Origin of the sequence: Neobacillus niacini (assembly GCF_019749295.1) — a bacterium.
In the GTDB taxonomy this organism is placed as follows: Bacteria; Bacillota; Bacilli; order Bacillales; family Cytobacillaceae; genus Neobacillus; species Neobacillus niacini_D.
The window spans coordinates 274,592-289,201 of record NZ_JACWFG010000001.1; the positions used below are offsets into that span (position 1 = coordinate 274,592).

Annotated in this window: 13 protein-coding genes; all 13 read right to left on the reverse strand. The window is 38.3% G+C overall.

Features of this window, described 5'->3' with window-relative positions:
• Positions 1-43 precede the first annotated feature (43 nt).
• Positions 44-769, reverse strand: coding sequence for a GntR family transcriptional regulator (locus H0184_RS01205; RefSeq protein WP_221819959.1), 726 nt, complete (start codon positions 767-769; stop codon positions 44-46).
• 244 nt (positions 770-1,013) lie between these two features.
• The gene (locus tag H0184_RS01210; protein WP_221819965.1) at positions 1,014-3,362 is read right to left on the reverse strand and encodes an FtsK/SpoIIIE family DNA translocase; all 2,349 of its coding nucleotides are present in this window, start codon (positions 3,360-3,362) and stop codon (positions 1,014-1,016) included.
• Between the two features lie 409 nt (positions 3,363-3,771).
• Complete coding sequence (locus H0184_RS01215; RefSeq protein ID WP_221819967.1) at positions 3,772-4,011, reverse strand: YlzJ-like family protein; 240 nt, start codon at positions 4,009-4,011, stop codon at positions 3,772-3,774.
• Complete coding sequence (locus H0184_RS01220; protein WP_221819969.1) at positions 4,008-4,763, reverse strand: ClpP family protease; 756 nt, start codon at positions 4,761-4,763, stop codon at positions 4,008-4,010. The genes H0184_RS01215 and H0184_RS01220 overlap by 4 nt, the downstream gene beginning before the upstream one ends.
• Positions 4,764-4,870: 107 nt before the next feature.
• On the reverse strand, positions 4,871-6,538 hold the full coding sequence (locus H0184_RS01225; RefSeq protein WP_260631374.1) for a ribonuclease J: 1,668 nt from the start codon (positions 6,536-6,538) through the stop codon (positions 4,871-4,873).
• A 226-nt stretch (positions 6,539-6,764) separates the two neighbouring features.
• The gene (dapA, locus tag H0184_RS01230; protein WP_221819974.1) at positions 6,765-7,628 is read right to left on the reverse strand and encodes a 4-hydroxy-tetrahydrodipicolinate synthase; all 864 of its coding nucleotides are present in this window, start codon (positions 7,626-7,628) and stop codon (positions 6,765-6,767) included.
• Between the two features lie 83 nt (positions 7,629-7,711).
• On the reverse strand, positions 7,712-8,959 hold the full coding sequence (dapG, locus tag H0184_RS01235; protein WP_221821241.1) for an aspartate kinase: 1,248 nt from the start codon (positions 8,957-8,959) through the stop codon (positions 7,712-7,714).
• Between the two features lie 32 nt (positions 8,960-8,991).
• Positions 8,992-10,050, reverse strand: a complete 1,059-nt coding sequence (gene asd, locus H0184_RS01240; protein WP_221819975.1) for an aspartate-semialdehyde dehydrogenase — start codon at positions 10,048-10,050, stop codon at positions 8,992-8,994.
• 184 nt (positions 10,051-10,234) lie between these two features.
• Entirely contained in the window at positions 10,235-10,834 is a 600-nt protein-coding gene (dpaB, locus tag H0184_RS01245) for a dipicolinate synthase subunit B (protein WP_221819976.1), read from the reverse strand.
• Positions 10,831-11,733 carry a dipicolinic acid synthetase subunit A gene (gene dpaA / locus H0184_RS01250; RefSeq protein WP_221819977.1) on the reverse strand — a complete coding sequence of 301 codons (903 nt, stop codon included), beginning with the start codon at positions 11,731-11,733 and terminating at the stop codon, positions 10,831-10,833. The genes dpaB and dpaA overlap by 4 nt, the downstream gene beginning before the upstream one ends.
• A 163-nt stretch (positions 11,734-11,896) precedes the next feature.
• A complete protein-coding gene (locus tag H0184_RS01255) occupies positions 11,897-12,151 on the reverse strand; it encodes a YlmC/YmxH family sporulation protein (RefSeq protein WP_221819978.1) in 255 nt (84 codons plus the stop codon).
• Between the two features lie 96 nt (positions 12,152-12,247).
• The gene (locus H0184_RS01260) at positions 12,248-13,486 is read right to left on the reverse strand and encodes a M16 family metallopeptidase (protein WP_221819979.1); all 1,239 of its coding nucleotides are present in this window, start codon (positions 13,484-13,486) and stop codon (positions 12,248-12,250) included.
• Between the two features lie 68 nt (positions 13,487-13,554).
• Positions 13,555-14,502 carry a polysaccharide deacetylase family protein gene (locus H0184_RS01265; protein ID WP_221819980.1) on the reverse strand — a complete coding sequence of 316 codons (948 nt, stop codon included), beginning with the start codon at positions 14,500-14,502 and terminating at the stop codon, positions 13,555-13,557.
• Positions 14,503-14,610: the final 108 nt, after the last annotated feature.

The window sequence follows — 14,610 nt, forward strand, 5'->3', positions numbered from 1 at the left end:
TTTCAGAAAGCAGGTTGATTACGTTTTCATTATCAACAAAAAATTAAATTCTTTTTCGTAAAACTTGAAAACTAAATTTATCTGCTTTAAAGTAGTTTACCGAGAAAAGGACTGGTTCATCCATTTCATCAAAGTGCATTTGCTTTAATACAAGCAGTGCCGTTTCTGGTTCACATTCTAGAATGGGTGAAATTTTCTCATGATAACCTATTGGTTCAATTTGAGCAACCGCATAGGTGATCTTCCGATTTGCCTCTTCTTCCAAAATGGAAAAAATCGACTCCTCTCCATGAGAAAATGTCTCTGGCAGGATTTTTTCAGGTACCTTGTCGATACAGTAAACGACAGGTTCCCCATTTGCGGTTCTAACCCGCTCTCTGACCACAATTTCCTCATTTGTAGAACATGAGAAACGACGAATATCCTCTTCCGTGGCTCCAACTGTCGATGAACTTAAGAAAATGGTACCTGGTTTCATCCCGGCCTGTAAGATCATGTTCGTAACACTATTAAGTTGTTCAATCCCTGAGGTAAACAGAGGTTTTGAGTTAACAAACGTACCAACACCATGACGGCGAATGATAACATTTTCCTCTTCAAGTATTCGTAGTGCTTCTCGCAGTGTGGCTCTACTTACGCCCAGTTGTTTGGCAAGATCGAATTCAGAAGGTAATTTTTCCTTTTCTTTGTAGACTCCCAGTTCGATATCTTGTTTTATCCGATCAATTACTTGTAGATATAAATGTCGGTTATCTAGCTTAATAGACATGCCGGTACCTCCAACTCTTCCTAAGACATCAGACATCTGATGTATAATCATTCCTACTAATCGAAAATAATATACCATTTTTTTAAGCTTATGGAAATAGAATTTGTAATTTTTGTCGAAAAAAGCGAAAATGTCGAAAGTTGTCAAAATTCATAGGACTTTTTACTCTGAAATCTGCTATAATTTATAGTCGTCTCCTAATATGGCATAATTTTAGCATAAAAAAAAGCCGTCTTCGGCTTTTTTAATTTATCTCTTCATTTTGCTTAGCTTGTAAAACTGTTCTTGGTTTACTGCCTTCGTAGGCTCCTACAATACCTCGTGCTTCCATTTCATCAATTAATCTTGCAGCTCTTGTATAGCCTATTCGAAAACGGCGTTGTAACATCGAGACGGAAGCGGTTTGCATTTCTACAACTAAATCCACTGCTTCTGCATATAAGTCATCGTCAACCTCACCGACTGCTTCAGGTGTATCATCAGGTATCATTTCTTCCTGATATTGTGCCTTTTGCTGGCCTATAACGAAATTAACCGTTTCCTCAACTTCATTGTCTGATAGAAAAGCACCTTGCACACGTACAGGTTTTGAAGCTCCAACAGGCAGGAATAACATATCCCCTCTGCCCAGTAGTTTTTCGGCACCGCCCATATCAAGGATTGTCCTAGAATCAGTAGCACTTGATACGGCAAAGGCAATTCTTGACGGAATATTAGCTTTTATAACACCCGTGATGACATCAACTGAAGGACGCTGGGTTGCTATTATTAAGTGTATTCCAGCAGCACGAGCCATTTGTGCAAGTCTAGTAATAGAATCTTCTACATCAGAAGAGGCAACCATCATTAAATCTGCTAACTCATCTACAATGACAACAATGTATGGCAATAGCGGCTGTTTCTCATTTTCCTCGATGTTATGCCTTTTAACGTGGTCATTATACCCTTCAATGTTACGTGTTCCAGTATGAGAGAACAGTTCATAACGTCTTTCCATTTCACTAACGACTTTTTTCAAAGCCTGCGAGGCTTTTTTAGCATCCGTTACTACAGGTGCTAGTAAGTGCGGAACCCCATTATACACATTTAACTCTACCATCTTAGGGTCAATCATCATTAATTTAACTTCATGAGGCTTAGCTCTCATTAATATGCTCGTAATAATACCATTAATACAAACACTCTTCCCGCTTCCAGTTGAACCTGCTACAAGCAGATGGGGCATCTTATTTAATTCAGCAAGTACTGCTTCCCCGGTAATATCTCTTCCAAGACCAATGAGCAATTTCGCTTCTGGTTTATTATTTTGGGTTGCTTCTAGTACCTCTCTTAATGACACCATGGCTACCTCTGAATTAGGTACTTCAATCCCAATTGCTGACTTTCCGGGAATAGGAGCTTCAATTCGTATATCTTTAGCAGCAAGTGCTAATGCAAGGTCATCACTTAAACTTACGATTTTACTCACCTTTACCCCAACATCAGGGTGGACCTCATACTTGGTAACAGCTGGTCCAAGATGTACTTGGGTGACACGTGCCTTCACACCAAAGCTTTGAAAAGTCCTCTCAAGTTTAGCAGCATTGGCATGAATTAATTCATATTCCCCGCTCTGATCTGTTTTCTTTGGAGCCTTAAGGAGTCTCAGCGGTGGTAATTCATATGCAACATTCTCCACTTCCGTAAAAGTAATCGGAGGAGTGGAATCTTCTTCTTCTGCCTTTTGTTCATTCCCTTTGTTTTTCGTATCCTCTTTCCTTTGCTTTGCTTTTTGTGGGTCATCTCCTGGATAGGCACGGTCTGCAAAGCTTGAAATGAGAGGTTCAGGTATTACGATTTCATCTTGCTGATTTGCCAGAGGAGGAATGATTTCTGGCTGAACAGCAGCAGTAGCACGGTTTTCTCGCTCGCGCTGTTGTTGAATCCTTTTTTCTTCTCTCCGTTCCTGTTTTTTCTGCTTCCATTCTTCTAGATCTAATCGAAATGCACTCCATTGTCCCTTTGAAAATTCAATCAACGCCGTACCTATTTTTGCAATAAAGTCTCCGAATGATTTGCCTGTGAGTAATATAAAGCCGATTAGAATAAAGATAAATGCGATAATCTTTGTGCCCGTTTCAGCAAAAAGATAATGAAACATAGCAAACAGAACGGCTCCAATCATTCCTCCTCCAAGGTCAATTGTGCTCGTTTCCCCTCTGACTTCCATCATAAATATTTCCCACGTGCTGCTAATGACGCTTGGATTTTTAAAATTCCCATCATTCGTAAGTAAATGAAAAAGTGTTACATGGCTTAATAGCAAAATAGAAGAGACTATAAGATATGTACCAATTAGTTTAATATGAAAGACAAATGGAATGGTTCGTTTCCACATAAGAAATACACTTAGAATCACAAGACCTATCAAGCTTAGCATGTACCATTCGCCCATCCAAAAACGGAAAAATAATACAGCAGCTTCACCTACAGCGCCTAGTTTTGCTATTGATATGATAGCAAGTGCTAAGATTGCAAGCGCAGTAAGTTCATATTGAACGGTTTGTTTTAAATGATTATCTCTTTTTTTTGATCTTCTTTTTTTCTTAGCCATATAATCACCTGTCTATGTAAAGTGTAGTACTATCATTATCAACCTTTTGCATTATCAAACATGATTTTAATGTTAGGCTGTGTAATTGGGATGTTGATTTGTGCTCCACTAAGGAATGCTTCTTGGAATAGTCATCGCAGGGACAGGCGGTTTTAAGCCTGTCACGAGGCGCTTCGCTTTCCGCAGGCGGTTCTTCGGGAAGCCTCCTCGACGCTAAAGCGTCTGCGGGGTCTCCCCTGTCCCGTCCTCCTGCAGGAGTCTCGCGCCTTCCGCAAAAATCAACATCGTCTAAATATAAACATTTATCTTTAACACAGCCAAAGGTTAAAGAGGATAAATCCTATAAAAGGAAGAAAGCAGCCTCATGTGGCTGCTCTTTGTTTTAGTATTATAATTATACCATAATATCCTAAAAGTTTGCGGACAATCCTTCTATGCTTGCACAAGAAATTTTAGTACCAGGGCATATGCGCTCATCTAAAAAATGCTGAGGATCACTGCTTAGTATCCGTACTACTTGTACATTTTGGGCATCAGATAGTTCTACTAAAAGTGATACCCCTTGGTAGGTTACAGTTTGTTGTTTCGTAAAGGATTCTGATTCAGTCGGAAAGATAAATTCCTGCGGCATCGTCGTATATAGAATCATTGAATCAGCCCCTCGTTCTCAACCTTAGATTGTTCTATTAATTCATTAAGTTTCTTCATTGCTGGCCCAAGTCCTCCAACCTCATCTATCAATCCATATTCCACGGCATCTGGACCAACTACATTTGTCCCAATGTCACGAGTAAGATTTCCTTTTGCAAACATTAAGTCCTTAAATTTTTCCTCAGAAATTTTTGAATGCTTTGTTACAAAATTGACTACTCGATCCTGCATCTTATCTAAATATTCAAAGGTTGCCGGTACTCCAATTACGAGACCAGTTAAGCGGATAGGATGAATTGTCATCGTAGCCGTTTCCGCAATAAAGGAATGGTCACAGGAGACTGCTATAGGCACTCCAATTGAATGCCCACCACCTAAGACAATTGATACCGTTGGTTTTGAAAGTGTAGCCAACATTTCGGAAATCGCTAGGCCTGCTTCCACATCTCCGCCAACTGTATTTAAGATTATCAGTACTCCTTCTATTTTTGGATTTTGTTCAATCGCAACTAATTGAGGAATCAAGTGTTCATATTTTGTAGTTTTATTTTGTGGAGGCAGTGCTAAATGACCCTCAATTTGGCCGATAATTGTTAAACAATGAATTTTTGAATCTGAGGACAATTGAGGTACATTCGTTTGTCCCAGCTGCTGAATTTTTTCCATTAGTGAAGAAGGCTTTTCCTCTTTTTGAGGTTCTTGTCCTTCTTGATTTCCCGATTCACCTTTTTGTATATACTTATTCATCATAAGTCTCCCTTCACGCATGATAACGTTAGTATTGACCTATGTTATAATTTCATTCTTAGACATATCGAAAAAAAGAAGCATTGGTTCCCCAATACTTCTTCTGCCATTTACACTTCCATTATAATAGGAAGGATCATTGGTCTTCTTTTTGTTTTCTCAAATAAATATCGGTTTAGCCCATCTCTTATGTCTTGTTTTAGACTCGACCATTCAAACGAATCCTTAGAAATGTTCTTTTGAACGACATCTCGTACTAATTTAGTTGATTCATCCAGTAATTTTTCAGACTCACGAACATAGACAAATCCTCTTGAAATAATTTCTGGACCAGCTGCTATTTTCTTATCCTGTCTTGTTAATGTAACCACTACAATGAGGATACCATCCTGTGATAAAAGCCTTCGGTCTCGTAAAACGATATTTCCAACGTCACCCACACCAATGCCATCTATCAAAATATTCCCAGAAGGAACTTTACCACTTATATTAAACATTCCATCTTTGTATTCTACTACATCGCCACGATCTGGAATGATGATATTTTCATCTGTCAAACCACAATCTAGTGCTAATTTCCGATGTGCCTTTAACATCCTATATTCACCATGCACCGGAATAAAGAATTTTGGTTTCATTAAATTAATCATAAATTTTAATTCTTCTTGGCTGCCATGACTCGATACATGTATGGTTCTTTTTCCAGAGATCACATTGGCTCCTGCTCTAAAAAGCATATCCACTGTCCTGGATATCAATAACTCGCTTCCCCTAAGTGGTGAAGCAGCAATCAATACCGTATCACCCTTTTGAATATTTACATATTTCGCAGTCTGCTTGGCCATTTTTTGCAAAGCCTCAATAGGCTCTCCTTGACTTCCCGTCATTAATACGACGACTTCATTGTCCTCATAGTTATTTATTTCACTAACCGGGACTATAAGGTCCTCACCCACTTCTAGGTATCCTAAGTCTAGTGCGATATGATAAATCCTTTCAAGGCTTTTTCCTACGACGGCTACTTTACGTCCATGTTCTTTTGCAGCGTCAAAAATATGCTGAATTCTGTTTATGTCTGACGCGAAGCATGCTGCAATAATTCTGCCGCGTGTATTATAAAATGCTGTTGATAATTCCCGCTCTACAATTGCCTCAGAGGTTGTGTACCCTGGTTTTTCAGCTTCCGTACTATCTGATAGCAAACATAATACACCTTTTTCGCCAATTGCAGCCATTTTTCCTATTTCAGGTTTATATAGCTTTGTTGCTGCCTGATCAAATTTGAAATCACCTGTATAAACGATGCTTCCTTCCGAAGTATGTACACAGACACCGACTGAGTCTGGAATACTATGATTGGTACGGAAGAAACTTACCGAGACAGAATCCATTTCTACGATCGTATCTGATGTTACTTCGATAAAATTAGTCTTACCATTGTACTCTTGCTCCTTTAGCTTTGCATTTGCAAGTGCTAATGTAAGTTTTGTTCCATATACAGGTACATCCATTTGGCGGAGAACATAGGAAAGAGCGCCAATATGATCTTCGTGACCATGTGTAAGAAATACTGCTTTCACTCTTTCCTTGTTTTCTGTTAAATAACTAATGTCTGGAATCACAATATCAATGCCAAGCATTTCATCCTCGGGGAACATTAGCCCGGCATCAATTATGAATATGTCCTTGTCCACTTCTACAAGGTACATGTTTTTTCCGATTTCTCCAATACCACCAAGTGTAATAATCTTAATGGAACTATTTTTTCTATTTATCAATTTCCGTTTCCTCCTATGTTGATTGTCTAGCTCAAGCACTCATTCACTAGAAGTCTTCGACATTTCAAAATTGCCCGATCGAAATCAGTTATGATTATTATACTTGATATATGAAAACCTTTACAACCAAATTTAGTTGTTTTGCCCATTTGTAGAGATTATGAGGTCTTAATTCTTATAATAAAAATAGCCAACCGAGTTTTCTCGATTGGCTTTTGTAAATTAATTATAATAATTTACTTAATTCTGAGCGTTCTTGTTGGGTTAAGGGTACTAATGGCAATCTAACTGAACCAACATCCAGCCCCTTAACTTGGAGTGCTGTTTTAACAGGTGCAGGACTTGGTGCCGCAAAAAGACCTTGTATTAGCGGCAGGAGCTGCTGATGCAGTTTTGACGCTTCCTCATTTTGTCCTTCTAAAAATGACTTAACCATCTCTTGTAGCTCATTCCCAATCACATGGGAGGCTACAGAGACAACTCCTACTCCTCCAATAGACAGAACTGGCAGAGCCATTCCATCATCTCCACTATATAGATCAAAATCACGATCAGTATTGGCAATAATGTGAGTCATCGCGTTTAAATCCCCGCTTGCTTCTTTGACAGCCACAATATTCGGAACCATTGAAAGCCTTATGATGGTATCGGGATGAATATTTACTGATGCTCGCCCGGGAATATTATAAACCATTACCGGCAGAGAAGTAGCTTCTGCAACAGATTTAAAATGTTGAAACAAGCCTTCTTGATTTGGTTTATTGTAGTAGGGTGCCACTACCATAATACCATCCACACCAAGCTGTTCCGCTCTTCTTGTCAATTCCACTGAAGCATAGGTATTATTGCTGCCTGTTCCCGCAATTACTGGGATTCTTTTTTTAACTACCTTTACTACATGATCAAATAAAGCTAATTTTTCTTCCTTTGAAAGTGTAGGTGATTCACCAGTTGTACCTGCAACTACCAGGGAATCCGTACCGTTTTCTATTAGATAGTTTACTAATTGAGTGGTCTTCGGAAAATCTATATGTCCTTTTTTATCAAAGGGTGTAACCATGGCCGTTGATACCCGTCCAAAATGAACCATTTTACTGCTCCTTTCGATTACGAAAATCCGGTCGATATTGACATTACTCTAACATCCTGCCATTTATCGTTTCCTTTATTATATTAGATATCCGTAAGCTTTGTTTCAAGTAATTCCTCTTCTTCAAGCTGAAAGGCGTCATGTAATGCATTCACTGATTTTACTAGGTCATCTTCCTTTACCAGTACCCAAATTGTCGTATGGCTATCGGCTGATTGAAGGATACGAATTCCATTTTCAGATAGAGCTGTAACAATTTTTGAAGTAACACCCGGAACCCCAGCGATTCCTGCTCCAACGACTGATACCTTTGCACAATTTCGCTCCACTAATGGTTCATGGCCTATTTCATTTAGAACCTTTATTGCTCGTTCAGTCATTTCTTCTGTAACCGTGTAAACAACGCCGTTCGGTGAAATATTAATGAAGTCCACACTAATTTTTTCATTTGCCATTGCTTTAAAAACTTCTGCCTGTAAATTGTATTGATCTTTTTTTGCAAAAACTTTAATTTGGGTTACATTTGAAACATGTGCTATTCCAGTTACCGTTCTTTCCTTAATATCACTGCCCCGAGACCCTTTTGATATTGAAGTGACTAGAGTTCCTAAATTATCAGAATAGGTAGAGCGGATACGAATGGGAACCTTTGACTGCATAGCAATCTCAACTGCTCTTGGGTGAATAACCTTTGCGCCCTGGTAGGCCATGTTACATAGCTCCGTATAGGTCACAACAGATAATCTTCTAGCATTATCTGCTATTCTAGGGTCTGCAGTCATAATACCTTCTACATCTGTAAAGATATCAATATATTCTGCATTAAGCGCAGCTCCTAAAGCAGCTGCTGATGTATCACTGCCACCTCGTCCAATTGTCGTGATGTCACCATTCTTTGCAGCACCTTGAAACCCTGCAACAACAACTACATCCTTGTCTTCTAATTCTCGCAGCAATCGATCGCATTTCATTTCAATTATCTTTGCTTGTGAATAATCGTTATTTGTACGAAATCCTGCTTGAGCCCCTGTCAAAGCAATAGCGTTTATGCCATCCTCTTGCAGCATATTTGCAAATACGACACTTGAAATAATTTCACCGCAGGATAACAATAAATCATGTTCCCTTTTACTTACCTTACTTTGATTCCCGCCAATTAACGAAAGTAGTGTATCTGTTGCATATGGATCACCTTTCCTCCCCATGGCAGATACTACTACTACAACTTTATATCCATCAGCTAATGCTTTTTTAATATGTTTCTTAGCGTGTTGTCTGCTGCCTTCATCCTTTACAGATGTACCGCCAAATTTTTGAACAATCATTTTCATAGACATATAAACCTGCCTTTATTATCAAACCATTATTTTTTTTCTTTAATTAATCCTAGCTTAATTAAGCTCTCTGCTATTTGAACTGAATTCCAAGCAGCACCCTTGAGCAAGTTATCAGAAACAACCCACATATGGAAACCACGACTTTCATTAAGGTCGTTACGAATTCTGCCTACGAACACATCATTACTTCCTACGCAATTTGCAGGCATCGGATATACTTGATTTTCTGGGTCATCTTGTAAAACTACCCCTGGTGCCGATTTTAATAATTCCTTTATTTCATTCGCACTGACTCCATCTGTATCAATTTCAAAATAAACTGATTCAGAATGACCAACAGCTACTGGCAGTCTTACACAAGTGGCTGCAACAGGAAGCTCTGGCATATGCATAATCTTCTTTGTTTCATTAATCATTTTCATTTCTTCAAATGTATAGCCATTATCTTGGAATTTATCAATCTGCGGGATTGCATTAAATGCAATCTGATAATGGTTCTTGTCACTTTTAACAGGTAAAATCTTTGGTTCTACTTTTTCACCATTAAGCAGTGCTTGTGTTTGACTCTGCAGCTCCTCGATGGCAACTGCACCTGCACCTGAAACAGCTTGATAGGTGGAAACAATTACTTTCTTAAGACCAAACTTCTTCCTAATAGGCTCTAAAGCTACAACCATTTGGATTGTTGAACAATTTGGGTTTGCTATAATACCATTATGATTTAACAAATCATTCTCGTTTACCTCAGGTACAACTAATGGAATATCCTGCCCCATTCTAAATGCACTTGTGTTATCAACTACAATGGCTCCATGTCTAACTGCTTCTGGAGCAAGCTCTTTTGAGATATCGCCGCCTGCCGAGAATAAAGCAATATCCACTCCTGCAAAGCTATCTGGTTTAGCTTCCTGAATGGTATGCTCAACACCATCGATTGTCACCTTTTTACCAGCAGAACGCGCAGAAGATAATAGTGTTAATTGTCTAATTGGGAATTTTTCTTTTACTAACGTTTGGATCATTTGTTGACCAACCGCTCCTGTTGCGCCTACTACTGCTACATGATATCCACTTGCTTGATTCATTTTCTAGTACCCCTTTCAATCTCTCATCTATTATTATTGGTCATTTCTGTTCAAGGTTAAGAATCAGAAAAAAGTTAATATAAATTCTCATCAGTGAGATCATTTGTCCCACTGATGATTGAATTATAAATATATTAACATATTCCTTTAAAGAAATAACCATATTTGATGAAAGGAGTTTGAATTACTCTGCATCTTTATATCTTTCCACCAAGACCGGTTGAATTTGGCGGCCCTCGATAGCTGCTTCAACCGTTTCCATTAACATTGGCATTCTTGCAACCATTGAATTTGGCTTCTTGATTGGATCGTCTTGCCCGTATGGAATAAAATAGATATTTTTTGTTGCCATTAATCTCATTAAGTTAACTCCATTCAAACCCAGCGCATCATTTGTTGAAATTCCAAGTACAACTGGTTTTAAATTCCTTAAGGTCGCCTTTGCAGCCATTAATACTGGACTATCATTCATTGCATTTGCAAATTTACTCATTGATACGCCTGTTAAAGGGGCAATTACCATGCAGTCTAAAGGAATTTTTGGACCTAAGGGCTCTGCTTTAACGATGGAATCTATCGCTCTGTTACCTGTTAAATCCTCAATCCTCTGAATCCAGTCCTCCCCTTTTCCAAAACGGGTTTCAGTATTCTTTACTGTAAATGAAACAACCGGTAAAACCTCAGCACCCGCTTGAACCAGCTTTTCGATTTCTGGAAATACAGCGTCATACGTACAGTGGGAACCTGTTAAACCAAAGCCTATTTTTTTTCCTTTTAAACTCATTTTATTATCCCCTTTCGCTTACTTAAATCATCTTGAAGCAATTGGGCCAGAACATTGGCTAGTATTTGACCAGCTGTTTTTGGCGCGACAATTCCAGGTAATCCTGGTGCTAGCAGTGCTTTTATCCCTCTTTTTTCTGCATACCTAAAATCAGTCCCACCTGGCTTTGATGCTAAATCAATGATTAGAGTATGAGCAGGCATTTTTGATATAACCCGTGCACTTACTATTAATAACGGAATGGTATTAATTAAAATATCTGTATCTTTAACCTGTTGTTCTAATTCGTTTAAATGAAAAGGGGTTAAACCCATTTCGGTGATTCTAGCGAGATGTTCACTTTTCCTTGCACCAACTTTTATTTTTGCTCCAAGCGCATGGAAGGTTCTTGCTACACTCATCCCCACTCTTCCCAGACCTAATATCGTAATATTCGAGCCATGAATCGTGAAATCAGTGTGCTGGATGGCCATCATGATCGTTCCTTCTACTGTGGGAATAGAATTGTATATGGCCACATCGTCCCTTTCAAATAGCTGTATAAGGGAACGATTTGCCTCCTTTGTAATACCGTTTAGATAAGCATTACTTATACCGGAGTAAATGGTACAATGGTCAGGTGTTTTCATAATCATTTCGGCCGTCAAAATCACCTTTTCATTCGAAAAGATTGTTTCAACATGCCCTTCTAAATTTGTCCCGGGTACCGGTAAGATTAAGGCATCCATAGTTGAAAAATCGACTTCATCCAACTTTTCCTTCACAGCGCCTGTGAACGCATGGTCAAGCTGCTCGAAGCCAATTAAAGATAATCTGGCATCCAACTCGGTTAACTTCCGGATAATTTCCAGCTGTCTTGCATCTCCACCGATCACGGCTATCTGCATCCCTGTCAGCATGAAATCCTTCACCTTCTTTTTTTAAAAATCCAAGCAGAATCTTTTTCTTCTTATCACTTCAACATCTTATGTAAGAATGAATAAATCTGTGAGTTTTCCATTGACAGATAAAAAAAAAAGCCCAAGCAAATTTTAATTTGCTTGGGTCATTAGGGACTTTTTACTATTCTTCAACTTTTTCTTCTTCATGTACATCTATAATGATCATGTCACTCCCAATCTTTTTTATATGCTGCCATGGTACTCTAATTTCCCCGCCTTGTTTTCTAAATCCAAACCACTTTACGGATGGGATCAGCAAGGCTTGTATTTGCCCGGTGCCCTCATTGATTTCTAGATCTGTTTGACCCAGAACTCCCAAACGCTCAGCCTTTTTCACGTCCACTATTTCTTTTCCGCTTAATTCACTCAGCCTCATCTTAATGAACTCCTCTCTCAACACTCTTACTATATGTTTATCGATGGAAGAGCTAATTTAGACTAAAAGAAAAAACAGTTCGAGATGAACTGTTTTCTAAACTAAACTTTTTGGTAATTCTCCATTAGGACTAATTAAAGAAACAGAGTATTTGTCAGTAAACACGGATGTCGCCATTCCATCTACACTTTGTTTCGTAACTTGGTCAATTTGCTCAATAATTTCATCAAGTGATCGGTGGCGCTTTAATAGAAGTTCGTTTTTACCATTTCGGCTCATCCGGCTATTCGTACTTTCCAAGCCTAACATCAAACTTCCTTTTAACTGTTCTTTACTATTATTTAATTCTTTCTCCGTAATGCCATCTTGCTTTAATTTTTCAAGTGTTTCTTGAATCGTTTCATATAAAACATCAAGCTGCTTTGCACCTGTACCGCCGTATACGGTCACAACTCCATTATCCTGATAAGCGGAATGATAAGAAAAGACAGAATAGGCTAAGCCTCGCTGCTCCCGAACTTCTTGGAACAATCTGCTGCTCATACTGCCGCCTAAGATATTATTTAATATGATTAAGCTGTATACATCTTCATGTCCAATTTTTAATCCTTCAAAGCCAAGACAAAGATGAGCTTGTTCTGTTTCTTTCTTTCGTGATAAATGATTGGATTGGAAGACTGGAATATTTTCAATGATTGAGCTATCCCCGCCCTCATAGGAGCCAAAGTACTTCTCAACCTCAAGAATAAATTTATCTGAAACATTCCCAGCTATTGAAATAACAACATTTTCTGGTGTATACCGATTATGAATATAATCCTTAAGTGTTGATCCTGTAAAAGTGTTCAAGGTTTCTTCTGTGCCTAATATCGGATATCCTAACGGGTGATCACCATAAATGGCCCTGCTGAGCAGATCATGGACAATATCATCTGGAGTATCATCATACATTTTAATCTCTTCTAGAACCACATTTCTTTCTTTATTTAACTCTTCTTCAACAAAGGTTGAATTGAAGAACATGTCAGCTAAAACATCTAAAGCAAATTGAGCATGCGTATCAAGTACTTTAGCATAGTAGCATGTATATTCTTTAGAGGTAAAAGCATTCACTTGACCGCCAATACTATCAAAGGATTCAGCTATTTCTTTCGCAGAGCGTGTTTTGGTTCCTTTGAAAAACATATGTTCTAAAAAGTGTGAAATACCATTCGTTTGGGGATTTTCATTTCTTGAACCAGTACCAATCCAGACTCCAATTGCCACGGATCTTACTGTAGGAATATTTTCTAATACAATTCTTACTCCATTTTTGCAAGAATATCTGTTTATCATCAAAATCCTCCTGTCTATATAAAAGCGCAAAACTAATCTTTTCTTTATTATCTGGATTCTTTGTTAATTTATTTCATAATTCTTTCTTCGCTCATTAAATCGCTTACCGTACCTATTTTTAATCCTTTTTCCTCAATGAGTGTAATCAAACGATCTAATGACTTTGCAGTAGACGCTGTTGGATGCATGAGGACCATGTATCCTTTATCTATTTTTGAGATTACACGATGGATTAATTGGTCAGGTGATGGCTTCTGCCAATCTATTGTATCGACCGTCCACATAACTGTCTTCATCTTGAATTCAGCTGCTATTTGTACGGTTTCATCCCGATAACTGCCGCTTGGAGGGGCAAACCAAATGCTTTTCTTACCAGTTGCCGCTTCAATGACTTCATTTGTTTTTTGCAATTGCTCTCTCGTCTGTGCCGCAGAAATTCTTTTCATATCAGGATGTGTATAAGAGTGATTTCCAACTTCATGTCCTGAACTCACAATCATTTTTGCCAAGTCAGGATTATTTTTTACCCATCTTCCCTCAAGGAAAAAACTTGCCTTTACTTGATGGTTTTTTAATGCTGCAAGCATTTCAGGTAAATATTCATTCCCCCAGGCTACATTAATAATGAAGCTGACCATTGGTTTATCAGGATTACCACGGTAAATAGGAGAAGCTGACAAATCCTTAAGATGCACAGATGGTTTGGTTTGTTTAAATACTAATTTTTTTTCATCAAATATGCCACTTTTCTTCATATTCTTATATGAAGCATCTATATCAACCGTTAACCCATTATAGCCCGGTATAGCTTTCCACACTTCATCAATTTTAGCATTTGAAGGCGGTATTTCATATGTAGAAGCATTTTTTACGATACTTTGATAGAGAGGATCTTCTTGCTTCCCCACGGTTAGCACATTGCCTGTAAGTGAAGCAACATATGTATCTACAAAAGGATTATTAACAGAAAACCATGCAGCAAAAATTAAGATTGCAGCCATTTTTAGCTTCTTCATATACCTTCCCCCTTCATACAGAATATATGAATGAGAGGGACAAGGTAGAACTAAAAGCGGAGGCAAATAGGTGCTGCAGCTAGAAGAACTAACATGGAAAAAGTCAGG

Coding starts and splice junctions, on each gene's coding strand:
- H0184_RS01205 (WP_221819959.1), bottom strand. CDS start 769: ATGTCTATTAAGCTAGATAACCGACATTTATATCTACAAGTAATTGAT.
- H0184_RS01210 (WP_221819965.1), bottom strand. CDS start 3,362: ATGGCTAAGAAAAAAAGAAGATCAAAAAAAAGAGATAATCATTTAAAA.
- H0184_RS01215 (WP_221819967.1), bottom strand. CDS start 4,011: ATGATTCTATATACGACGATGCCGCAGGAATTTATCTTTCCGACTGAA.
- H0184_RS01220 (WP_221819969.1), bottom strand. CDS start 4,763: ATGATGAATAAGTATATACAAAAAGGTGAATCGGGAAATCAAGAAGGA.
- dapA (WP_221819974.1), bottom strand. CDS start 7,628: ATGGTTCATTTTGGACGGGTATCAACGGCCATGGTTACACCCTTTGAT.
- dapG (WP_221821241.1), bottom strand. CDS start 8,959: ATGAAAATGATTGTTCAAAAATTTGGCGGTACATCTGTAAAGGATGAA.
- asd (WP_221819975.1), bottom strand. CDS start 10,050: ATGAATCAAGCAAGTGGATATCATGTAGCAGTAGTAGGCGCAACAGGA.
- dpaB (WP_221819976.1), bottom strand. CDS start 10,834: ATGAGTTTAAAAGGAAAAAAAATAGGCTTTGGTTTAACAGGTTCCCAC.
- dpaA (WP_221819977.1), bottom strand. CDS start 11,733: ATGCTGACAGGGATGCAGATAGCCGTGATCGGTGGAGATGCAAGACAG.
- H0184_RS01255 (WP_221819978.1), bottom strand. CDS start 12,151: ATGAGGCTGAGTGAATTAAGCGGAAAAGAAATAGTGGACGTGAAAAAG.
- H0184_RS01260 (WP_221819979.1), bottom strand. CDS start 13,486: ATGATAAACAGATATTCTTGCAAAAATGGAGTAAGAATTGTATTAGAA.
- H0184_RS01265 (WP_221819980.1), bottom strand. CDS start 14,502: ATGAAGAAGCTAAAAATGGCTGCAATCTTAATTTTTGCTGCATGGTTT.